The 21,592-nt window shown below is 45.6% G+C and carries 20 protein-coding genes; 8 read left to right on the top strand and 12 right to left on the bottom strand.

Translation table 11 applies throughout. From position 1 onward, the window contains the following. Positions 1 to 172: 172 nt before the first annotated feature. From GXP65_RS14815 to rlmA, 4 genes are all read right to left on the bottom strand, one after another. Entirely contained in the window at positions 173 to 2,071 is a 1,899-nt protein-coding gene (locus GXP65_RS14815) for a BCCT family transporter (protein ID WP_005432991.1), read from the bottom strand. Between the two features lie 143 nt (positions 2,072 to 2,214). Beyond that, positions 2,215 to 2,574, bottom strand: a complete 360-nt coding sequence (locus tag GXP65_RS14810) for a hypothetical protein (protein WP_162093141.1) — start codon at positions 2,572 to 2,574, stop codon at positions 2,215 to 2,217. A gap of 195 nt (positions 2,575 to 2,769) precedes the next feature. Then, a complete protein-coding gene (locus tag GXP65_RS14805; RefSeq protein WP_162093140.1) occupies positions 2,770 to 3,717 on the bottom strand; it encodes a ChaN family lipoprotein in 948 nt (315 codons plus the stop codon). A gap of 84 nt (positions 3,718 to 3,801) precedes the next feature. After that, positions 3,802 to 4,644, bottom strand: a complete 843-nt coding sequence (gene rlmA, locus GXP65_RS14800; RefSeq protein WP_162093139.1) for a 23S rRNA (guanine(745)-N(1))-methyltransferase — start codon at positions 4,642 to 4,644, stop codon at positions 3,802 to 3,804. Between the two features lie 206 nt (positions 4,645 to 4,850). On the opposite strand from rlmA, the gene GXP65_RS14795 reads away from it, so the two are divergent. Beyond that, the gene (locus GXP65_RS14795) at positions 4,851 to 5,819 is read left to right on the top strand and encodes a nucleoside hydrolase (RefSeq protein WP_162093138.1); all 969 of its coding nucleotides are present in this window, start codon (positions 4,851 to 4,853) and stop codon (positions 5,817 to 5,819) included. A 10-nt stretch (positions 5,820 to 5,829) separates the two neighbouring features. Here the strand turns inward: GXP65_RS14795 and GXP65_RS14790 are convergent, their stop codons facing one another. From GXP65_RS14790 to gap, 3 genes are all read right to left on the bottom strand, one after another. Beyond that, positions 5,830 to 6,201, bottom strand: coding sequence for a spore gernimation protein (locus tag GXP65_RS14790; RefSeq protein WP_162093137.1), 372 nt, complete (start codon positions 6,199 to 6,201; stop codon positions 5,830 to 5,832). Between the two features lie 88 nt (positions 6,202 to 6,289). Then, on the bottom strand, positions 6,290 to 7,174 hold the full coding sequence (locus GXP65_RS14785) for a D-hexose-6-phosphate mutarotase (RefSeq protein WP_162093136.1): 885 nt from the start codon (positions 7,172 to 7,174) through the stop codon (positions 6,290 to 6,292). A 157-nt stretch (positions 7,175 to 7,331) separates the two neighbouring features. Then, entirely contained in the window at positions 7,332 to 8,327 is a 996-nt protein-coding gene (gene gap / locus GXP65_RS14780; protein ID WP_038871258.1) for a type I glyceraldehyde-3-phosphate dehydrogenase, read from the bottom strand. Positions 8,328 to 8,661: 334 nt separating this feature from the next. Between gap and msrB the strand changes: the two genes are divergently transcribed. Next, positions 8,662 to 9,075, top strand: coding sequence for a peptide-methionine (R)-S-oxide reductase MsrB (gene msrB, locus GXP65_RS14775; protein WP_005432972.1), 414 nt, complete (start codon positions 8,662 to 8,664; stop codon positions 9,073 to 9,075). 104 nt (positions 9,076 to 9,179) lie between these two features. Here the strand turns inward: msrB and GXP65_RS14770 are convergent, their stop codons facing one another. Continuing rightward, entirely contained in the window at positions 9,180 to 10,001 is an 822-nt protein-coding gene (locus tag GXP65_RS14770; RefSeq protein ID WP_162093135.1) for a DUF2989 domain-containing protein, read from the bottom strand. Between the two features lie 101 nt (positions 10,002 to 10,102). Between GXP65_RS14770 and GXP65_RS14765 the strand changes: the two genes are divergently transcribed. Next, positions 10,103 to 10,387, top strand: a complete 285-nt coding sequence (locus GXP65_RS14765) for a DUF1315 family protein (protein ID WP_005432903.1) — start codon at positions 10,103 to 10,105, stop codon at positions 10,385 to 10,387. A 159-nt stretch (positions 10,388 to 10,546) separates the two neighbouring features. Here the strand turns inward: GXP65_RS14765 and ansA are convergent, their stop codons facing one another. After that, positions 10,547 to 11,560 carry an asparaginase gene (gene ansA / locus GXP65_RS14760; RefSeq protein ID WP_005432970.1) on the bottom strand — a complete coding sequence of 338 codons (1,014 nt, stop codon included), beginning with the start codon at positions 11,558 to 11,560 and terminating at the stop codon, positions 10,547 to 10,549. Positions 11,561 to 11,672: 112 nt separating this feature from the next. Continuing rightward, a complete protein-coding gene (gene sppA / locus GXP65_RS14755; RefSeq protein ID WP_162093134.1) occupies positions 11,673 to 13,523 on the bottom strand; it encodes a signal peptide peptidase SppA in 1,851 nt (616 codons plus the stop codon). 226 nt (positions 13,524 to 13,749) lie between these two features. Between sppA and GXP65_RS14750 the strand changes: the two genes are divergently transcribed. The 3 genes from GXP65_RS14750 to GXP65_RS14740 all read left to right on the top strand — a co-directional run bounded on the left by GXP65_RS14750 (position 13,750) and on the right by GXP65_RS14740 (position 18,550). Next, complete coding sequence (locus tag GXP65_RS14750; RefSeq protein WP_162860264.1) at positions 13,750 to 15,762, top strand: NADPH-dependent 2,4-dienoyl-CoA reductase; 2,013 nt, start codon at positions 13,750 to 13,752, stop codon at positions 15,760 to 15,762. A 171-nt stretch (positions 15,763 to 15,933) separates the two neighbouring features. Continuing rightward, a complete protein-coding gene (locus GXP65_RS14745) occupies positions 15,934 to 16,482 on the top strand; it encodes an NAD(P)H nitroreductase (RefSeq protein WP_005432980.1) in 549 nt (182 codons plus the stop codon). A gap of 103 nt (positions 16,483 to 16,585) precedes the next feature. Further along, positions 16,586 to 18,550, top strand: coding sequence for a DNA topoisomerase III (locus GXP65_RS14740; RefSeq protein WP_038891461.1), 1,965 nt, complete (start codon positions 16,586 to 16,588; stop codon positions 18,548 to 18,550). 96 nt (positions 18,551 to 18,646) lie between these two features. Here the strand turns inward: GXP65_RS14740 and GXP65_RS14735 are convergent, their stop codons facing one another. Both GXP65_RS14735 and GXP65_RS14730 read right to left on the bottom strand, forming a co-directional pair. Further along, positions 18,647 to 18,853, bottom strand: a complete 207-nt coding sequence (locus tag GXP65_RS14735; RefSeq protein ID WP_005432950.1) for a hypothetical protein — start codon at positions 18,851 to 18,853, stop codon at positions 18,647 to 18,649. Between the two features lie 149 nt (positions 18,854 to 19,002). Next, on the bottom strand, positions 19,003 to 19,692 hold the full coding sequence (locus tag GXP65_RS14730; protein WP_162093133.1) for an SDR family oxidoreductase: 690 nt from the start codon (positions 19,690 to 19,692) through the stop codon (positions 19,003 to 19,005). Positions 19,693 to 19,973: 281 nt separating this feature from the next. Here GXP65_RS14730 and GXP65_RS14725 point away from each other — a divergent pair, with 281 nt between their 5' ends. After that, positions 19,974 to 20,897, top strand: a complete 924-nt coding sequence (locus GXP65_RS14725) for a histone deacetylase (RefSeq protein WP_162093132.1) — start codon at positions 19,974 to 19,976, stop codon at positions 20,895 to 20,897. A gap of 109 nt (positions 20,898 to 21,006) precedes the next feature. Then, a complete protein-coding gene (locus tag GXP65_RS25075) occupies positions 21,007 to 21,165 on the top strand; it encodes a hypothetical protein (RefSeq protein WP_005432909.1) in 159 nt (52 codons plus the stop codon). Positions 21,166 to 21,592: the final 427 nt, after the last annotated feature.

The following is a 21,592-nucleotide window of genomic DNA, read 5'->3' as shown; positions in this document are numbered from 1 at the left end:
TGTATTCCTTATTTATAAAAGCGGTCGCATTAAAACAAGGATTTATGACGGAAATACTACAGTCATAAAAGATTCATATGAAAGCCATGGTTCTGTTCTAAGCCTAATACAAAAAAAGCTCACCGAAGTGAGCTTTGAACTAGGTTTAGGAGTTGAAAGTCATGAGCTAAAGTTACACCGCGTACGCAGTACTTTGGGCCACGATTTGATTAAACTCGGCTCTAGACTGCTGAGCAGTTTCGGATAACTCGAGTTTTCTTTCTTTTGCTTTTACCACGTTATCCAGTAGGTTTTGCAACTCCTCTTGCATCTCCTGAGGTAAGTGATGGTCTGCAAAATCGTTGTCGTCGCTGTGCTCAAGAGCAAAAGCGCGAATACGTTTACGAAGCTTCATCAACTCAGCCAGTGCGTCACGTTCATCTTCTGCTGCTTCTTGGGCTGCATCACGCGCACGCTCAAACCTTGCCATCGCCATCCCTTCGGTTGACCAAGGATCGAACTCTGGCAGTTCTTCGATGTTGATGGTTGGCTCTACATAATCTTCTTGATGGCGAATGTCCAACGTTGTGGCACGAACGGCTGACACCATCAACATGATGGAAATACCAAGCAATGGTAAACCACCAACGATCGCTGCGGTTTGTAAGGTGCTTAGGCCACCCATGAACATGAGTACTGTCGGTAGGAAAGACAGCGTAAATGCCCAGAACATGCGGTTCCAGCGCATCGGTTCTTCGGTCACGTTATTTTGTACCACAGACGCAAGAATGTAAGAGATTGAGTCGAACGTGGTTGCGGTAAAGATAATACACAGCAATGTAAAGACCGCGATGACCAAGTAGCTCATTGGCAGTGCATCAAGCATTGAGAAGATGGCAGCGGTTGCCCCTTCAGCATTCAAGATGCCAACGACGTCCAATTCCCCAGATAGCTGCAGAGACAAGCCATAGTTGCCCAGAATCATGAAGAATAGGAAACAACCTAGAGAGCCGAAGAAGATGGAGCCAGAGACCATTTGTTTGATTGTGCGCCCGCGAGATATACGCGCTACAAATAGACCCATACTTGGCGCGAACACGAGCCACCATGCCCAGTAGAAAATCGTCCAATCCTGTGGGAAGTGGGTGTTGTCGAACGTACCGTATCCGCCGAATGGTTCCGCCCATGTTGCCATCACAAAGAAGTTCGACAGCATACGACCAATCGAGTCTAAGCCCGTTTCAAGCATGAAGATGGTTGGGCCAACGGCAAGTACAAAGGCAAGCAGTCCCATTGCACCCCAGAAGTTAATGTTACTGAGAACTTTAATACCTTTTTCCATACCCGCGTAAGAGGAGTAAGCAAAAATCGCCGTACAGATAAGCAGTACCAGTACTTGGCTGTAGGTGTTCTTAGGCATGCCAAACAAGTAATGTAGGCCTTCACCAATCAGAGGTGCTGCCAAGCCCAAGCTGGTCGCCGCGCCGCCAAGTAGACCAAAGATAAACAGTACATCAACAATTTTACCTGCAGAACCTTTACTGCGTTCTTCACCAAGGACGGGCATCAAGGCACTGGAGACTTTCAGGACAGGCTGTTTACGTACGTAGAAGAAGTACGCAATCGGTAGAGCAGGAATCAGGTAGATAGACCAAGCGATTGGTCCCCAGTGGAAAAGACCGTAGGTTGCAGCCCAACGGACCGCTTCTTCGCTGCCAGGCTCAAGCTGGAAAGGAGGTGATTGGTAGTAGTAAGCCCATTCGATACAGCCCCAATAAAGGATGCTGGCACCGATACCGCCACAGAAAAGCATGGCCGCCCATGATGCGGTGGTAAATTCTGGTTTTTCGTCTGGATCACCTAGCTTGATTTGCCCCATGTCGCTGAACACAACGTAAATCATGAAGATAAAGGCAGCAAGGCCAAGCGCAAGGTAGAGGAAACCGAGCTTGTCGGTCATAAAGGTCTTAGCAACCGCAATCCATTCTGCACCTTCTGTTGGAAATAAAATTAGAGGGAAAACAATCGAAAGGAGAAGCGCAATTGCGCCAAAAAAAGTGGGTTTGTCTATAAGAGAAAATGCGTTTTTCACAGTTCATCATCCGTTAATGAATAGTGATCCATTATGGACTTGGATAAAAAACGCGTTCAAATGAGGTTCGTTGTCGTAACGAAAGAAACTCTTGTTTAATCAATTGATTATTGGTTGAATTTTAAACTCTATTCGCACGAAAGCTAGACTAGAGCCAAGATGATTCCACCCACAGTCAACGCGGCTGAAAGGTATTGGCCAGCAGAGTATGAGCCATCTTCCTCTTCTTCAATGGTGTCAGGATGATCCATCCCCAATGCTCCATGAGCAAAAGACTCTACTTGGTCACCGACGGTTTTATTTTCCGCTTCGACTTTTTTACTTTCGTGATCGATTTGCTTTAGCGCCGCAAGCAACGCTTTTCCTTCTGGGGAGAGCGTGACTTTGTTTTGCTCCACTTTTAATGGGGCTGCGTCGGCAACGTTTTCTGTCGTTTTGGCTTGGTCTACTTTGTTTTGCTGCGCCGCGTATGTATTGACTGAATTGCTTCCTACTGGATTCATCTGTTACCCCTTCGAACAACGACACTCGCTCATTGAGTGCAGGTAAAAAGCAGTTATTTTTATATCGACGGCGACAGACATTTCTTGAATCAATCAAATAAAAAATAGGTCTGTTTTTGCCGCTTTCTATGTGTAAACAAAGTTGCTAGCAAAAAGCAGACCTATTTTTCTTCATCCTTTGTCAGACGATTCTGATCACTTACATTGTAGGTCGCTGTTACGTGTCGCTAAGTGTTTGTACGCAGCCATGCGATTTGCGTCTTGTACATAGCGCACGGGCGGTTCGAGCACCTCAAGCTGATAATCGGAGCCATCTAAAGTGATGTTTTCCGTTGGGGTAATCACCAGCACTTTTAAGCTTGGATTGCGATTCAAGATAGAAGCTGCTGTGCCTAAGCCACCTTCAGTATGGAATTTTCCGGCAACGTGAACCACTTGAGTACCTGGATGCTTTTCCAAGTATTTGACGATGGATTCCGCCATGGTTTCATCCCATGTTACCTGAGCTGCGTATTGTTTTTCGGTCTGCTCAGGCTTGCCATGGTGCATAGATGCCATGAACTTTTCTTTGTACGGGCTGTTCGCAGTGTTGACGTCATCTGCAATAAAACTACGCTCATCGCTATCGAGTTTATCTAGGTAATCGACACCTTGGCGGCCAATACAACGAACAATGTTTTTCGGTGCGTTTGAGGCGATGACTGGAATTTCAGCCTGCTTGGCAAACTCAACTAATGGGCGGTAATCACTTTCGTAATTTGGCCATGCATTACTTTGTTTCATGAAGTACTGCTCACCAATTTCACCGTTTAAGTAGGCATCTAATATCGCTTGCTTGTCGCGTGTCACTTGCTCCATTGAAATGGCAAGAGGGCGATTTGCAGAAGATAACTGTTTTAACATGTCGGTCTGAAAACGGTGGATGCCAGCGTGCGTGTGCCATTCACCAATCAGAATCACATCGGCTTGTTGTATCTCAGGGGTTAATTGATTGACTGAGATAGCTTCACCAGAAGGGGCATGAAGTTGGTAGTCATAGAAACTGGTCACGTTGTCAGCAATGGTGCCGGGAGCGGTCGGTGCGTTTGACGCACAACCTGTCAGTAAGCCCGTAAAAATCAGGCCTAGGGTAGAAAAGCGCATTAAAAAGCCTCCAAAAATGTCTGAATGATATTAATGGAGGCTGACAAATGAATCAATAGTAATGAGAATAATTAGCGTTACAGTTTATTCTTCATTCTCAGATTGAGCTGATTTCTTACGATAAACTCGTAACATAAAATCAGCCTCACATTGGAAAAGTGTAGATGACTTTAGCTCTTCACGAAGTTCATCGCTGGCTTTCCATGCAAATGGGGTCATTTGCAGTAAATCGAATGCGACGCCATCTTTTAAATCCATGACGTAGTTAAGCTTTTGTTGATGCTCAAGTTCGAATCCTTCGATACTTTCTGGTTCTTCGTTATGCAAACGAATTTCCTGATAGATACGCTCGCGGAATTGATATAGGTGACGACCTGCTGGCGTTACCGTAATAACCACACCGTTATCTCTAATTACACGTTGTAGCTCTTCCGCTTTGCATGGTGCGTAGATGCGTAAAATCGCATCCAGAGATTGCTCTGCAAAAGGCAGGCGATGACTTGATGCCACGCTGAAATCGCAGTTAGGGTAGCGCTTAGAGGCGTAACGAATAGCGACTTTAGAGATGTCCAAGCCGTAAACATTTGCCGCTTCATTTTGAGTATGCAGAGACTGCTGAACTTGATCGGTGTAGTAGCCTTCACCACAACCAATGTCCAATAGCTGATGGCTTGTGCCTTCGGTGTACTTCGCACACAGGCGAGCAACTTCTTGGCGCATTGGATCGTAATGGTTGCCTTCTAGGAAACGACGACGAGCTTGCATCATTTCTTTATTGTCACCTGGATCTTTTGAGCGTTTGTGATGTGCAGGCATCAAGTTGACGTAGCCTTCTTTCGCAAAGTCGAATTGATGATTGTTTTCACACTTAAACGTCTTAGCTGTGAGCTCAAGAGGTTGGTGACATAGAGGACATTGATAGTTCATGACGATCTCTGGACTGGAAGTAGGGCGGCAAATTCTATCAAAAAGGAATGCGGCAAGCGAAACAAAAAAGCGCTTCGAGTCGTTGCGCTTTGAGTGCTGTATGAGCGGCATACTGGAGGAAAAATCATACCTTAGGTTTAGGTCACGTTTATCGCTGTTTTTTCTGGGTATGGTTGAGGCTCTCCTAGCGTTTGATAGAAGCCGATATGACAAAGAAAATTATCTTAGACACAGATCCTGGCATTGACGATGCGATGGCGATTCTTTTTGCAGAAGCGCATCCAGCCATTGAGCTAATGGGCATTACGACAGTTTATGGCAATGCGACCATAGACAATGCCACACAGAATGCTCTTTACCTAAAACAGAAGTTTGGTATGAAAGCGCAGGTTGCGAAAGGAGCGGATAAACCTTTAGTAAAAGCGCCGGTCGGAGCAACGGTTGTTGTGCATGGTGAAGCCGGCTTTGGTGATGTGAAAGCGCCAAGTTTACTGAATGTGAGTGCCATTGATACGCCTGCCTATCGTTACATCATTGATAGCGTTAGAGCGGAGCCGGGAGAAATTACCTTGGTGGCCGTAGGCCCTTTAACGAACCTTGCGCTTGCTTTGGAAGCGGACCCAGAAATCGTTAACTTGGTTAAAGAAGTGGTTGTGATGGGCGGCGCTTTCGGAGAGAACGACCATCGAGGCAATGTCACGCCATTTGCGGAAGCAAATATCCATGATGACCCTCATGCTGCCGATAAAGTATTCACTGCGTCTTGGCCTGTGGTGATTATTGGTTTGGATGTAACGGAAGAGAGTTTCTTTACTGGGCAATACCTAGACCAACTGCGAGAAGAGGCGGGTGAAGTTGGGCAATTTATTTGGGATGTCAGCCGCTACTATTTGAAGTTTTACTCAGAGAAGGTTGGAATGAATGGTTGCCATGTCCACGATCCTTCCGCGATTGCCTATGTGATTGAACCTGAGCTATTCACCTTACGCAGTGGTTCCGTCAGGGTGGTTACCGATGGACCCGCAGAGGGGATGACGATTCAGAAAACGGATCAACGCAAATACATGCACGATGAGTGGCGTGCTTTCTCCGCGCAAAACGTTGGGGTTGGTGTGAAAAGCGATACACTGCTTTCACTGTATCGAGAGTCGATTATTCGTTATTCAAAGCGATAATGGAGTGGGGTTATCGGTAATAGTCGATGACTTGCACGGATATCCACTCGCTGTCTTGCTGTAAGGGAAGAGTAAAAGCATTCGACGTTGGATATTGATTTTGATTGTCGTAGGTTAGGCCTTCAATCTTCTTGAATGGTTTGTTCTCGGTATAGAACATCTCAATGCTTACTGCCGTTTTCTGGTTTGCGGAAACTTGGAAACAGCAAATACCCGTAGGGCAATACACATGATATTGATTTGGCGACAACTGCTTGTATTCGGCGACGTTCTTCGTGGGTTGTAACGAGACCTCAGTGTTGGCACAGCCAAACAATAAGCCCGTAAGAAGTGATATTGAATAAATGCGGTATTTCATGGTTATGCCATCATCTCGACTCATTTTGGCTGGTCTTAGTATGGCATGAGTAGCTCGTGTGTTGTGCTTTGGCGTTGTAAAAAAGGCCGGATGAGCCGGCCTTTAAACTGGATTACTGTGCTGAAATCACAGTGATAAGTTCGTGTGTCTCGCCTGGTTGTAACGTCTTGCCTTGCTCGATACTTGGCGCATGCACTGTCGACTCAACACACAGCATGGTTGCGTAGCCGTTGTCTGCCATGTCACCCATGCCTTGTGCGCCTTCTGCCCAAGGGTTCCACAGCACTGCTGAGTTATGGCCTTGGTTTTCTACACTAAGAGTGCGACCCAATACTGGATCTTTCACCCAAATTTGCGCTTCTGGCTGAGTGTAAACACGGTCGATAGTATCGGTTAGCTGAAGAACTTCGCCACCTTGGCAGACTTCGCCTGCTTTTAGACTGTCGATGTATTCAGGGCCCATACCCGTCGTTTGTGCTTGTTTAATATCACCAACGTTTAGGTAAGTGTGCAGTGCACCAGAGAATGTCCACTCTTCATCATCAATGTTCATGACTTTCAATGTCACTTTTAGCTCATCGCTGATTTCAACGACAAGACGAGCATCGAACATGTGTGGCCAAATGTTATGAATCTCTTCAGTTGGGAAGAGAGCGAGTTCAACGATCACACCATTGTCGTTTTCACGGTGTTCAACCAATTCCCATTCTGCCGTGCGCGCAAAACCATGAGCTGGTGCTGCGATACGGCCAAACCAAGGCCAACAAACCGGAATACCGCCGCGAAGTGCTGCTTTACCATCGAAGATAGCTTTTTCGCTCATCCAGATCAGATCTTGCTTTCCGGCAGGAGCGAACGATACGACATGACCACCATGTAGTGCGATACCTGCTGTTGCTTTCTCATGAATAACGCGGACGATTTTAATCTGATCAACTTCGACGATAGTGACGTTATCAGATAGTACGGTTAGGGCTGGGAGAGTTTTTAAATCCATGTATAGTTTCCTATCGCTGGGGGGAGAGCTTTTCGACACGCTTCGCATATTGAATGCAACGTCGAGTCTTCATTCTCTCAAATTCCAGATACAAAAAAGGCGACTCTAGAGCCGCCTTTTCTTTAACGAAGTTATTCGCTAATTGCTAACTGTCTAATTACTTAGAGATGTGAGCGATTAGGTCTAGAACTTTGTTTGAGTAACCGATTTCGTTGTCGTACCAAGATACAACTTTAACGAAGTTATCAGTTAGAGCGATACCAGCTTTAGCATCGAATACTGAAGTTTGAACTTCACCGATGAAGTCTTGAGAAACAACTTGGTCTTCAGTGTAGCCTAGAACGCCTTTTAGTTCGCCTTCAGAAGCTTCTTTCATTGCTGCACAGATAGCTTCGTAAGATGCGCCTTTCTCTAGGTTAACTGTTAGGTCAACTACAGAAACGTTAGCTGTTGGTACGCGGAAAGCCATACCAGTTAGTTTGCCGTTTAGTTCTGGAAGAACAACGCCTACAGCTTTAGCAGCACCAGTTGATGATGGGATGATGTTCTGAGAAGCACCACGACCACCGCGCCAGTCTTTAGCAGAAGGACCGTCTACAGTTTTTTGAGTAGCTGTAGTAGCGTGAACTGTAGTCATAAGACCAGATACGATACCGAACTTGTCGTTAAGAACTTTAGCGATAGGCGCTAGACAGTTAGTAGTACAAGAAGCGTTAGAAACGATGTCTTGACCTGCGTAAGTTGAATCGTTTACGCCCATAACGAACATTGGAGTTGCGTCTTTAGAAGGACCAGTTAGAACAACTTTCTTCGCGCCAGCAGTGATGTGCTTACGTGCAGTCTCGTCAGTTAGGAAAAGACCAGTTGCTTCAGCTACTACGTCAACGTCGATAGCATCCCATTTTAGGTCTTCTGGGTTGCGCTCTGCAGTTACACGTACAGTTTTACCGTTAACGATTAGGTTACCGCCTTCAACTTCAACAGTACCGTTGAAACGGCCGTGAGTTGAGTCGTACTTAAGCATGTATGCCATGTAATCTACGTCGATAAGGTCGTTAATACCTACAACTTCGATGTCGTTGCGCTCTTGCGCTGCACGGAATACGAAACGACCGATACGGCCAAAACCGTTAATACCTACTTTGATAGTCATTATAGTTGCTCCACAACTTAATTTCTGATTAAAGATAACTGGTAGTAAAATTACAAAATCCAGTAAACATCTGCAACAGATAATCGGACTTAACTTGTTTAAAGTCAAAAAAAAGCGACGCTTTTTTTAACAATTCTTCGCAAATGCTCGTTTTTTAAACTTTTAACTGGTTATTCTACATCCCAGTTGGCGTAATATAACTTTCGAGATAAGAACTCGTATCAAATTAATTACACATGGTGTCCTGGTGAGAAAGTATGTGCTACAACTGTTACGAGAAGCAAGTTTTTTGCTAAAAAAGTCATTGCCAAAAATAAGAAATAAGGAACAGAAATTGGTAGAACAAAGCGGAAGAAAAGTAACGAAGTCCGATGAACATTGGCGTGAACAGCTCTCTGATGAAGAGTTTCGCGTTTGTCGTGAGCAAGGAACAGAGCCTCCGTTCTCCGGTAAACTGCTTCATAATAAGGAGACGGGTGTCTATGCTTGCACATGCTGTAATGCCCCTCTATTTGTCTCCGATAACAAGTACGATTCTGGCTGTGGATGGCCAAGTTTTGATGCGCCAATTAACGACACTGCGGTGCGTTATCTTAAAGATCTGAGCCACGGAATGGTGCGAACTGAGATTCGATGCGCGGCTTGTGATAGCCATTTAGGTCACGTTTTTGAAGATGGGCCACAAACGACAGGCGAACGCTATTGTGTAAACTCGGTGTCGTTAATTTTCAACAAATCCGACCAATAACGCCATTTTAGGCTGAAAGAATGTTTCATCCTTTCAATTAATAAAATACTAAGCGGTTACCGTGCAAATAAAAAAACTCCCTATATGAACGGGAGTTTTTTATTTTATAAATCGACAGGAATCATCTTTGGTGAATAATTCCCTCTATCGATTGCCTTCGATATAGATTTAGCCAGATCATCTAACTGTTCATATTGCCCTTGATCGGAAAAGTTGAACATGCGCTTTAACTGTTGTTCATCCGCGAGGGGAACATCAAAGCGTTTAGCAACCATCGCCCATAAGTAAGCTTGCTCTTTGTTACCCATACCTTGGTTAATGCTCGCTAATGATTTCAAGATCGCAGGGTTTAAGGTTTTCTCATTCGACATCGAGAGCGAGTTATGCAGCAATGTTAGTGTCTTTTGCGGATCGCGGTTCGTGTAGAACGTCGCGAGCGCATATTGCATTTCGGCAGTATTTAACTCTTGTTTCCCTTCCATTTGTAAAAACTGGCGACGTGCTTGATTATCGCCGGTTTGAGACCACAAGAAATACAGCGTGGCTGGATCTTTCGACCCTTTCAGTTCCGCAACGATACGATCCAACTCATCAATACTGTGTACCAAAGCATCAAAGCGTTTACGTTTTAACGCACTTTGGTCGATAGGTGTGATTTGCGAAGCGAGTTCTAGGCATTTGCGATACTCAGCAACCAAGCCATATTCGATTACTTGATTGGCTTCTGATGGATCTTTGAGAAGTTCAAAGCGATGCCAAACCAAATTCGTTCGTGGAATACGACATTGACCGTCGTCCATATTGAGGTTCTCACAACGAAGCTGTGGATTTTTCTCGCACAATTCTTCGGTGGTGACGTTGCCTTCGAAGCAACCTGTTAATGTCAGGCTGGCAAGCCCTGCTAGTAACCAGTATGTTCGTTTCATGGTTTTGCTTGTGATCCGTTACACCAATTCATTTTCGGGTTCTTGACTCTGCTTTCTATACCGTTATGTTCTGTAGATAGAATGTAATAAGAAGGTACATTATGGACGCAGAACAATTATTAAATGCGATAACTCCAGAAGTCTATGATCGATTGGTTTACGCAGTAGAGACAGGAAGATGGCCTGAGGGTACACCACTTTCTCAAGAGCAGCGAGACTCATGTATGCAAGCTGTGATGTTGTATCAATCAAAACACAACACAGATGCACAGCACATGACGGTTGCCGCTGGTGGCGAAATTAGCTTTAAATCTAAGCAAGAATTGAAGAAACAGTTCAGCCAAGAAGAGCAAGACATCGTTCGCGTGAACCCAAACCTGAACTAAACGGTGCATCTCTATTCACCGGATAACTTCTTTAAAGCAAAAAGCCCAATTCACGTGAATTGGGCTTTTTCGTATCTTGTTGCTGGGCTATGGATCTACTTGTTGTGCATTGGAATCACTTATTGTGCTATGGCGTCATTCTTTGCACTGTGAACCTGGTTATAGGCTCATTTCACCACGTAGGACTTCTTGCATCTTCTGTTTAATTTCTTCGTAAGACAAATCTTGGCTCAGAAGGTAGTGAAGTTTTGCCAATGCCGCTTCTGGTGTCATGTCGAAACCACTGATTACGCCAGAGTCAGCCAGAGCACAGCCCGTCGCGTAGCCACCCATATTTACCTTACCGGCTAGGCACTGAGTCAGGTTCACTACGATAACGCCACGCTCAGATGCTTCTTTAAGGTGACCAAGTAGTTCTGGGTTTTGCGGAGCGTTACCCACGCCAAACGTCAGTAGAATCATTGCGTTCACTGGCTGGCGAAGCGTGTTGCGAATCACTTCGTGCGAAATCCCTGGGTACATGGTGATCACACCGATTGGTTGCGGCGTGATGTTGTGTACTTTGAAGTCACCTTCAGGTTTTGCGCCCACAGTAATGTTGCTGCTGATCTGAATGTTGATACCTGCTTCCAGAAGTGGAGGTAGGTTTGGTGAAGTGAAGGCATTAAAACCATCGGCATGAGACTTGGTACTGCGGTTACCGCGCATCAACTGGTTGTTGAAGAACAACGTCACTTCATTGATAGGGTAGTTTGCCGCAATGTGCAGTGCGTTAAGAAGGTTTGCTTGACCGTCTGAGCGCAATTCTGCCAGTGGAATTTGTGAGCCTGTTACGATGACTGGCTTACCTAGGTTCTCCAACATGAAAGACAAAGCAGAAGCTGTGTATGCCATGGTGTCGGTACCATGCAGAATCACAAAGCCATCGTATTTGTCGTAGTTGTCACGGATGTCGTCTGCGATTTGCTGCCAGTCAGCTGGCGTCATATCTGATGAGTCGATCAGAGGCTCGTACTCATGGATAGTGTATTCCGGCATTTCTGGACGGTGGAACTCGGGCATACTGGCTAATTGCTTTTCCATAAAGCCAGCCACAGGCACGTAGCCGTGATCCGATTTTTGCATACCGATGGTGCCACCGGTGTAAGCGATGTAGATATGTTTTCTAGTCATCGTTCTACTTTACTTCATGTAGGGGAACAGTGGCGGGGATTATAGCGAAATGACACCTAATAAAAAGGGGCATCTCGCACAGAGATGCCCCTTTTTGACTAAGCTAGGAAAGCTATTGCACTTGGCAGTTCAAACAGAAGGCGTATTGGCCTTTTGGATCGTTGAAGCTCTGCATCATGCTTGCATCTTGCTCAAGCTGTTGAGCCACAGGCTGTAAGCTCTTTGGTAAGAAGCTCGTCGCATCGATGCCCAAAGACACTTTCACTTGGTTCATGAACTCTTGGACGAACTGTTCTGTTGGTGATAATGGTTCTTCAACCCAGTAGAGCTCATAGTTTTCTACTTCAGCCAGTTTCGCTGCCAATTTCACTGCGTCATCAAAGTCACCCATTTGGTCTACAAGACCGAATGACATTGCATCTTGACCTGTCCAAACTCGACCTTGAGCGACTTTATCTACTTCGTCTAGTGACATATCTCGGTTTGAGCCAACCAGAGCGATAAAGCGCTTGTAGCCATGTTCGATACCGAGCTGGAATGCTTGAGATGCACCATCTGAAAGACCCGTTGTGATGCCATCACCAGAGAATGGTGATGTGCCAACACCATCGGTACTGATACCAAGTTTGGTAAAGCCTTTTTCAAATGTCGTGATAACACTGAAGATGCCAATCGAGCCAGTTAGCGTGGTTGGCTGAGCAACAATTTTATCTGCACTCATTGAGATCCAGTAACCGCCGGAAGCCGCTAAGCTAGACATCGAAACCACAACCGGTTTACCTGCTTCTTTTAACGCTTCCACTTCGTTACGAATTACTTCAGAGGCAAAAGCGCTGCCTCCTGGGCTGTCGACACGCAGGACAACCGCTTTAACTTTGTCGTCGTTTCGAGCTTGACGAAGTAGGCTTGCCACCGTATCACCGCCAACGGTACCGCGCGGTTGTTGGCCATCCATAATAGCGCCGCTTGCTACGACAACTGCAATGTCATTTTCAGACGGCGTTAGATTAGGGCGCATGGTCGCTAGGTAATCGTAGTAGCCAATTGCGTTGTAGCTGTCTTTACCGTCACTGCCGAACTCTTTTGCGAACAGTTTGCGTACGTCTTGGCGCGTTGCTAGCTCATCGACTAGGCCCATTTTAACGGCCAGTTGCGCAAGGTCACCATCGACTGATTTAATCTCGGCAAGCAATTCATCCATGGTTGGATTTAGTGCTTTGGCATCGATATTACGGTTGGTTGCTACGTCATCAACAAAGGCACTCCAAAGCTGAGTGATCCAGCGCGTCGCCGACTCTTTTGCCGCATCAGACATGTCATCACGAATAAATGGCTCAATTGCAGACTTGTAAGTACCCACGCGGAACACGTGCGTCGATACGTCTAACTTCTCTAGCAATGTTTTGTAGTACATCGAGTAAGAGCTGTAGCCCTTAATCAACACACCACCATCCGGAGCGAGGAAGACTTTATCTGCGTAGCTCGCTAGGTAGTATTGACTTTGGTTGTAGAAATCGCCGACTGCGTAAACAGGTTTGCCAGACGTTTTAAATTCATTCAGCGCTTTGGCGATATAACGAAGTTTGGTCAGGTTAGTCTCAGGCATATCGCGCAGAGCCAGAACTAGGCCAGATACCTTAGGATCGTCTTTCGCGTAGCGAATGGTATCGACGATGTCGAATAATACGTTCTCTTTCGGCATCTCGTTACCAAGCACAGAGCCAGCTATCGAATCCATCGGGTTTACATAACGGCGCTGCTCAACGATAGGACCAGAAAGGTTCATTACCAGCGCGGATTCTTTTTCTACGGTTGGCTGACCTTCGCCAGTGTAGGTAAAGGCAAAGTAGAAGACGGCAATCATCACCAGGAAGATCAAGTTTGCCAGAGCAAGTCTGACAAAGGTGATGGCTTTCCATATCCCCTTAAATATCAGACCAATAAATTTGAAGAGTTTTTTCATCTTGTCTCCATAACGAGATAGTCATTCCCTAATCTTACAAAGTATGGGTTCTTATCTCTAAGATCTCAAAAGATAACAATTTTTTTAGCTTATCACGGCAATTCAACAATTGGCATATTTTAACGTGAGATTGACGCGTGTTGCAAAAATGTAAACGGCTGTTTGATCTTTTGGTTTTTGCGGCGTACTGTGGTCAGACCACAACAATAAAAATGGATGTTTAGTGATGTCTGCCATGTACCCGAATTTGTTAAAGCCACTGGACTTAGGTTTTACACAACTACGAAACCGTGTCCTGATGGGATCAATGCACACAGGCCTAGAAGAGCATAAAGAAGGTCTACAGAAGCTTGCGGCGTTTTACGAAGAACGTGCAAAAGGTGGTGTAGGTCTTATCGTGACAGGCGGCTTCTCCCCTAATCTACGTGGTCGATTACATCCTTTGAGTGCAGAATTTAGTAAGCCAAAACATGCTAAAGTACACAAGGTAGTGACAGAAGCAGTACATAAACACGGCGGTAAAATTGCCCTACAAATCCTTCATGCTGGACGCTACGCGATGCACCCATTCGCGCAAAGTGCGTCGGGCATGAAAGCACCGATTGCTAAGTTCGCACCGAGCGAAATGAGCGATCGTCAAATCAAGAAAACCATCGACGCTTTTGCTAACAGCGCTGAGCTTGCGCAACTGGCTGGGTACGATGGTATCGAACTGATGGGTTCAGAAGGCTACTTGATTAACCAATTCCTTTGTAAACGCACCAATATGCGTTATGACGAATGGGGCGGTAGCTATAAGAAACGCATGCGCTTCCCAGTTGAAATCGTCAAAGCCGTACGCAAGGCCGTGGGTGAGAAGTTCATTATCATCTTCCGCCTTTCGATGCTTGATTTGGTTGAGCAAGGCAGCACATTTGAAGATGTTATCGAGTTAGCGAAAGCGCTAGAAGAAGCAGGCGTGACCATCATTAACACGGGTATCGGTTGGCATGAAGCACGAATTCCAACTATCGCTACTCAGGTTCCTCGTGGTGCGTTCACGTGGGTAACAGAGAAAGTCAAACCTCATGTGTCAGTGCCAATTATCACCTGTAACCGTATCAACACTCCAGATGAAGCCGAGCGAATTCTTTCTTCAGGTCACGCAGATATGGTGTCGATGGCACGTCCGTTTCTGGCAGACCCATATTTTGTCGCTAAGGCAGAGCAAGAAAAGTCGCAGCTTATTAACACCTGTATTGGCTGTAATCAAGCGTGTCTGGACAATGTATTTAAAGGTAAGCGCGCAAGCTGTTTGGTTAACCCGCTTGCATGTTACGAAACGGAAATCGTTGTTGAAGACGCTTTTAAGAAGAAGAACATCGCCGTTGTTGGCGCTGGCCCTGCTGGTTTAGCGTGTGCGACGACGCTGGCAGAACGCGGACACAAAGTGGATCTGTTTGAGAAGAACGATCGCATTGGCGGTCAGTTCCGCTTAGCGATGCAGATCCCGGGTAAAGAAGAGTTCCGTGAGACCATTCGTTACTTTGCTAACCGCATTGAAGAAACAGGGGTGAACCTTCACCTAGAGACAGAAGCCAATTACGACTTGTTGACCGAATACGATGAAGTCGTTATGGCATCGGGTGTTGAACCACGCAAAGTGAAAATCGATGGTATCGATAATCCTGAAAAAGTGATCGATTACCAAACACTGATTCGAGATAAAACGCCTGTGGGCGAGAAAGTCGCAATCGTCGGTGCTGGTGGTATCGGTGTTGATGTCGCTACCATGCTCACTGAGCCTGTCGGTCAAACGCTGGACGATTGGTTGCATGAATGGGGCATCGACAAAGAAATGTCTCAACCGGGTGGCCTGTATCCTTATCCAGATGCCGTTAGCGATAAAGAAGTATGGGTGCTTCAGCGTCGTAAAGGTCGTGTCGGTAAAGGGCCAGGTAAAACTACGGGGTGGATCCACAAGCGCACGCTAGAGAAGCGCGGTGTGCATCTATATGGCGGAGTGTCTTACGATAAGATTGATGAAGAGGGTTTGCACATCCATGTGAATGGTAAAGAGCAGCTGCTAGAAGCCGACAAAGTGGTGATTTGTGCAGGGCAAGAATCGGTTCGCCCGTTTGAAGACAAATGGCATGAGTTGGGCGAGAAGCTACATATCATTGGTGGTGCAGACCATGCGGGTGAGCTTGATGCTGTGCGAGCGATTCGCCAAGGTGTAAAGCTTGCCGTGAAACTCTAAATCATAACCTTAACGCTTAGTCTTTTTCGTTCTTAACTTTTTATAGCTGCGCCAAGTGCGCAGCTTTTTTTGTTTTGAAGTCCCTATAAAACAGAGTGTTATTTGCCAATGTGGATTATGCTAAAGTGAGCTGCGTAAAAAATAATAATTCAATTTAATAAGGACCTTTTCATGGAAGCTCTCGATCTTTTGCTCAATCGTCGTTCTATTGCTAAGTTGTCTGAGCCTGCACCAGAAGGTAAAGCGCTTGAAAACATCATTCGCGCGGGCCTACGTGCACCGGATCATGCAGGTTTGACACCTTGGCGCTTTGTCATTGCACAAGGTGACGGTTTAAAGAAATTATCAGACATTCTTGTGAAAGCGGCTGAAGCAGAAAACAGCGAAGAGGCCGTGATCGAAAAAGTGAAAAACGCCCCTTTCCGCGCGCCAATGGTGATTACGGTTATTGCCAAAGTAACGCAACATGAGAAAGTCCCTGCGCTAGAGCAATACCTTTCGGCTGGTTGCGCTGCTCAAGCGATGCAAATGGCCGCAGTCGCACAGGGTTTCCAAGGTTTTTGGCGTTCAGGCAAGTGGATGTTCCACCCAGAAGTACACCAAGCTTTTGGCCTTAAAGGCGAAGACCAAATTGTAGGCTTCTTATACCTAGGCACGCCAGGGTGTACGCCGATGAAGGTGCCAGAGCGCGACTTATCCAAATTTGTCGAGTTCCAATAAGAGCGATGGGTGACTCATTTACTGTTTATCTGTACAGTTTTTCTTGATTTGTTAGGGCTACATTAGATAATGTGGCCCTAATTATTATGATTTCCAAAACGTTATGTCTCGTCTGTTTATTGCTGAAAAACCAAGTTTAGGCCGTGCGATTGCGGCTGCACTGCCAAATCCCCAAAAGAAAGATCAAGGCTTTATCCGCTGTGGTAATGGCGATGTGGTGACTTGGTGTATTGGCCACTTGTTGGAGCAAGTCGAACCAGATGCTTACGACGAACGCTACAAAAAATGGAATATGGCAGACTTGCCGATTGTCCCACAGCAGTGGCAGCTGAGACCGCGAAAAAGCGCCAGCAAACAGCTCACGGTAATACGTAAACTCCTCAAAGATGCGACAGAAGTTATCCACGCAGGAGACCCCGACCGAGAGGGACAATTGTTGGTGGATGAGGTATTGGATTACTGCAAGCTTTCCAAAACCAAAAAAGAAGCCACACAACGCCTACTGATCTCTGACTTGAACTTACCTGCGGTCAAGCGTGCCTTGAGCTCGATGCGCAGTAATCGCGACTTCATACCTCTTTCTGTTTCAGCTCTGGCGCGTTCTCGCGCTGATTGGCTTTATGGAATGAACATGTCTCGCGCCTATACCTTGTTGGGCCAAAAAGCGGGCTATCAAGGTGTCTTATCAGTAGGGCGAGTTCAAACTCCGGTACTTGGTTTGGTGGTTCGCCGCGATGAAGAAATCGAAAACTTTGTACCGAAAGATTACTTCACTCTGCATGCTTTAATTCCTTATCAAGATCAAAATGGCGCATTTGATATTCGCGCTCGTTGGAAACCAAGTGAAGCTTGTAAGCCTTGGCAGGACGAAGAAGGACGGGTATTGAGCAGAAAGTTGGTTGAGAACGTAGCAAACCGCATAGCCAATCAACCTGCCAAAGTGACCGAGTCTGAACAGAAGCAAACCAAGCAATCAGCACCGCTTCCGTATTCGTTATCCGCACTGCAGATTGATGCGGCAAAACGCTATGGCATGAGTGCTCAGCAGGTATTGGATACTTGTCAGGCGCTGTATGAAAAGCATAAGCTCATTACGTACCCACGTTCGGACTGTCGTTACTTACCATTGGAGCATTACTCGCAAGCAGGCTCTGTTACATCGGCTATCGCTAACAATGCCAAAGAACTACAAAGCGCAGTGCAAGGTGCAGACTTATCGATTAAGTCCAAGGCGTGGAACGACAAGAAAGTCGATGCCCACCATGCGATCATTCCAACGCCGAAGCAGGCAAATGTGAATGCGTTATCTGGCAATGAGATGAAGGTTTATCAACTGATTGCTCGTCAATACTTGATGCAATTTTATCCAGCGGCGGTATATGCCGAGGCTAAATTGGTGTTTGATATTGCTGGTGGTACATTTATCGCCAAAGGTCGCCAACTGGTTTCTCCAGGCTGGAAAGCGTTAATGGGAAAAACGGATAAAGAAGACGATGGCATTGATGCTGTCCCGCCGCTCGCAGAAGGCACGGTGTTGACCTGCCGAGAAGGTGAAATCAAAGACCGTAAGACTGAACCGCCAAAGCACTTTACAGAAGCAACACTGCTTCAGGCCATGACGGGTATTGCTCGTTATGTTGCAGACAAAGAACTGAAGAAGATCCTGCGCGACACCGATGGCTTAGGAACAGAAGCGACTCGAGCCGGTATTCTGGATACGCTTTTTAAGCGTCAGTTGCTGACTCGTCAGGGTAAATCAATTTTGAGCTCACCAGCGGGGCGAGGCTTGATTCATGCCCTACCAATGGATGCGACCTATCCTGATATGACGGCGCACTGGGAACACCAGTTGCAAGGAATGGCAGAACGAAATCAAGCGTATCAGCCTTTCATGCAAGCGTTAGAGCAGCGCATTGATGGATTAATGGGCGAAGTGAAATCGGGCCCGATTCCTGATTCGTTACGTCATTTGCCTAAAGTCGAGCGTCCGGCATTCAAACGTAAAAAACGCAGCTATTCGAAGGGCGGCGCATCGAAATCAAGCTCAGGTAAGCGGAAGTCTTCATAACAGCTGAATGTAGCAAAAGCGGCAATCTAATGTGTATAAGCTCAAAGAATGCCGCCTTGTATTTCAATGTAATGACCTATCTGCATTCAAACAGCTCTAATCAAACAAGTCATCATTGTTTTGGATTGCACCACGCACGTCGTCTTGCGTTAAGACACGCTTCCCTAAATTCTGTTTTACTTGTCTTCCCAAGTCGACAAGCGCATCTCTGTTCTCTTGAGTCTGACGTTTCCCTGCACTTCTTAAGCAGTAATTGAGCTCATGATCTTCACTGAAATTGACCAGGTCTTTATCTGCAGCCATAGTTACTCTCCTTAATGGTGGATGTCCTCACTAAGTCTGGTTTGAAAGTGGTGAAAATCAAGCTAAGTCATGGGAGTAAGGCTGGCAGGGTATAGTGATGAAACAATATGCTTCTCATTCATGTTTCATAAGCTATTGATTTGTAAAATCTACCAAGGCAGTTGAGTTCCGTCGTAATTAATAAACTGACCGGAGTTTTTTTGGGTACTTTGCGCAATCACTTTTGCTAACCCTGCCGCAGAGGTTTGGGTTTCGATAAGGGCGTTAGGCCCTCCCATTGCAGTGCGTACCCAACCCGGGTGTAGCGCAAGTACGGAGAAACCTTCACTTGTTAAGTCATTAGATAAGCTTTTCACAACAGAGTTGAGCGCCGCTTTAGAAGAACGATAGATATAACCACCGCCGGAGGTGTTTTCTGTCATGCTGCCGACTTTAGATGAGATACAGGCAATCTTCTTCGTGCTACCGGCTTGTAAAAGCGGATAAAAAGCCTCAACCAACTTTAGTGGTGCGATGGTGTTTATCTCGAAGACCTTTCGCCATTCCTCAATATCAGTATTACCAAAGCCATAGCCTTTAGGCCCGTAGTAACCAGCATTGTTGATCAAAAGATCGATGGCTGGGAGTTCGCTTGCGAGTTGGGCGACTCGTTGGTAATCCGTCACGTCCAATTCATGTAGCACCAAGGTATTATAAAGCGATGCTAATGCTTGTAGTTCTTTACTGTCTGCTAGGTTACGGCTTGTCGCGTGAACTTGAGCGCCTTGTTGCAAATACAGTTCAGTTAAACTTAAGCCGATCCCACGGTTTGCACCAGTAATAAAGACTGTTTGACTCATGTTCGTACCTATCTATTTGACTCAGTGAGGTTAATTTAATACAGGACCATTGTGTTAGCTCAAAGCGATAAAATCAACCAACCACCACGCGCTGAACATCATCGACATAAACAGGGACATCGCACAGAAAGAGCCAAAGAAAGCACCAAGAATCGTGTATAGGGTTTTATTCATAGCAAAAGGAAATTAATTGATATTGAAAATCATTATCAATTAATTTCCTTTTTAATCAACGCTTGGAGTTGGTACTATTTCACAACGATTTATGAAAAGAATGTCTCATGCTGCCTCTGATTTATCATCCCATTTACTCACAACTTGATCTGCCGGAAGGCCATCGCTACCCAATCATGAAATATCACCACCTGCATCAAGCGGTGTTGGAGAAGTTAGCGAACGAAAGTTGGGGGGAGCAAGTTGAATTCTTCCAGCCAACGTCTTTGAGTGTGCATGAGGTGAAACGTGTTCACAGTGAAGAGTATGTAGACCTATTAGTGACTGGTGCAATGCCCGCAGCAAAAATGCGTCGGATCGGTTTTCCGTGGAGTGAAGCTTTGATAACACGAACGCTAACATCAACAGCGGGTTCAGTGTTAACAGCAGAGAAAGCACTAGAGCATGGTATCGCCATTCATCTCAGTGGTGGTTATCACCATGCGCATAAAGACTTTGGCAGTGGCTTTTGTCTTTTCAATGATCTTGCTATCGCGGCGAAGCACATGTTTGATCATGAGCATGTCGACAAAGTGATGATTATTGACAGCGATGTACATCATGGTGACGGCACTGCCACCTTGTGTAAGGATGAGGCAGATATCATCACGTTATCGTTTCATTGTGATAAGAACTTTCCTGCGAGGAAACCAGACTCCGATCTTGATGTTCCTTTGCGTCGTGATACTGACGATGAAACCTTCCTGATGACGTTTAAAGAAGTCGTCCAAATGGCAATCAACTTACACCGTCCCGATATGGTCATCTATGACGCTGGCGTGGATATCCATACCGACGATGAACTGGGCTATTTCAACGTGTCAACAGAAGGGGTATATGAGCGAGACCGCTTCTTAATGCAGTTGATGAAAGACCGAAGCATTCCTGTTGCCGCAGTTGTTGGTGGTGGTTACCGAAGCGAGCACGCGGATTTGGTGCCTATTCATATGCAGCTTATCGATGCAGCAGAACAGGTTTATAAACATCGATAAAAACCCTGCAATAGTGGAAAGGCGAGACTCAGAAGTCTCGCCTTTTTTATTGGGTGACGATCAGAACCTATACTTAAAGTGGGCAAGGTCAAAAGTGAGGTTGCTGCATATGGACTTTACGGAAAAGTTACGACTACGGGAAAAAGCAATCGAAGATCTATATTTTGCTGAGGTTGATCGGAAGCTGATAGAAGCGTTGCATGAAAAACAGAATCAACCAGTGTTACCTGTACCGTCGGAGCGCGATGAAGACGATATTAGCCAGTAATGGCTTTGAATATTCGAATGGGATTTAGAGCTGGGAATCCTTTCCCAATTTTATTTTCCTAGCCTTTGACGTTGTCTAAAACAACAAATGGATGGATTTAGCTTATGCAGTAAGATGCTTCTGCGATATGCCGAGGAGAATAATAGGCCGTCTGGTAACTCTTCGGTAGTTACAAACACTTTATAATTCACCTGACAGAAAATGTAATCAGCAACTAACCTGTTGATTGGTAAGGTGACGCCTCAGGTTTTGAGTTTTTTAGTTATAATGAACTATTGTTGATTAAATTCACTGAATAGATGGTTTTTATCACTTTAACTGCTTTCATTTGCGCGAAATTGGCTATTAAATTATTTTTCAGGTGAATTATAGGGTGTGGTTAATATGTGTTTTATAGATAAATGACGTTTAGTTTGCTTATGGCAGT

This window comes from Vibrio sp. LB10LO1, from assembly GCF_010092875.1.
GTDB classification, from domain to species: Bacteria; Pseudomonadota; Gammaproteobacteria; order Enterobacterales; family Vibrionaceae; genus Vibrio; species Vibrio campbellii.
Note: the sequence above shows the minus strand (reverse complement) of the source record. Positions and strands in the feature narration are given on the sequence as shown.

What these genes read in the sequence shown, in the direction of transcription:
- GXP65_RS14810 (WP_162093141.1), bottom strand. Translation starts at nt 2,574, where the DNA reads ATGAATCCAGTAGGAAGCAATTCAGTCAATACATACGCGGCGCAGCAA.
- GXP65_RS14805 (WP_162093140.1), bottom strand. Translation starts at nt 3,717, where the DNA reads ATGCGCTTTTCTACCCTAGGCCTGATTTTTACGGGCTTACTGACAGGT.
- rlmA (WP_162093139.1), bottom strand. Translation starts at nt 4,644, where the DNA reads ATGAACTATCAATGTCCTCTATGTCACCAACCTCTTGAGCTCACAGCT.
- GXP65_RS14795 (WP_162093138.1), top strand. Translation starts at nt 4,851, where the DNA reads ATGACAAAGAAAATTATCTTAGACACAGATCCTGGCATTGACGATGCG.
- GXP65_RS14790 (WP_162093137.1), bottom strand. Translation starts at nt 6,201, where the DNA reads ATGAGTCGAGATGATGGCATAACCATGAAATACCGCATTTATTCAATA.
- GXP65_RS14785 (WP_162093136.1), bottom strand. Translation starts at nt 7,174, where the DNA reads ATGGATTTAAAAACTCTCCCAGCCCTAACCGTACTATCTGATAACGTC.
- gap (WP_038871258.1), bottom strand. Translation starts at nt 8,327, where the DNA reads ATGACTATCAAAGTAGGTATTAACGGTTTTGGCCGTATCGGTCGTTTC.
- GXP65_RS14770 (WP_162093135.1), bottom strand. Translation starts at nt 10,001, where the DNA reads ATGAAACGAACATACTGGTTACTAGCAGGGCTTGCCAGCCTGACATTA.
- GXP65_RS14765 (WP_005432903.1), top strand. Translation starts at nt 10,103, where the DNA reads ATGGACGCAGAACAATTATTAAATGCGATAACTCCAGAAGTCTATGAT.
- ansA (WP_005432970.1), bottom strand. Translation starts at nt 11,560, where the DNA reads ATGACTAGAAAACATATCTACATCGCTTACACCGGTGGCACCATCGGT.
- sppA (WP_162093134.1), bottom strand. Translation starts at nt 13,523, where the DNA reads ATGAAAAAACTCTTCAAATTTATTGGTCTGATATTTAAGGGGATATGG.
- GXP65_RS14750 (WP_162860264.1), top strand. Translation starts at nt 13,750, where the DNA reads ATGTCTGCCATGTACCCGAATTTGTTAAAGCCACTGGACTTAGGTTTT.
- GXP65_RS14745 (WP_005432980.1), top strand. Translation starts at nt 15,934, where the DNA reads ATGGAAGCTCTCGATCTTTTGCTCAATCGTCGTTCTATTGCTAAGTTG.
- GXP65_RS14740 (WP_038891461.1), top strand. Translation starts at nt 16,586, where the DNA reads ATGTCTCGTCTGTTTATTGCTGAAAAACCAAGTTTAGGCCGTGCGATT.
- GXP65_RS14735 (WP_005432950.1), bottom strand. Translation starts at nt 18,853, where the DNA reads ATGGCTGCAGATAAAGACCTGGTCAATTTCAGTGAAGATCATGAGCTC.
- GXP65_RS14730 (WP_162093133.1), bottom strand. Translation starts at nt 19,692, where the DNA reads ATGAGTCAAACAGTCTTTATTACTGGTGCAAACCGTGGGATCGGCTTA.
- GXP65_RS14725 (WP_162093132.1), top strand. Translation starts at nt 19,974, where the DNA reads ATGCTGCCTCTGATTTATCATCCCATTTACTCACAACTTGATCTGCCG.
- GXP65_RS25075 (WP_005432909.1), top strand. Translation starts at nt 21,007, where the DNA reads ATGGACTTTACGGAAAAGTTACGACTACGGGAAAAAGCAATCGAAGAT.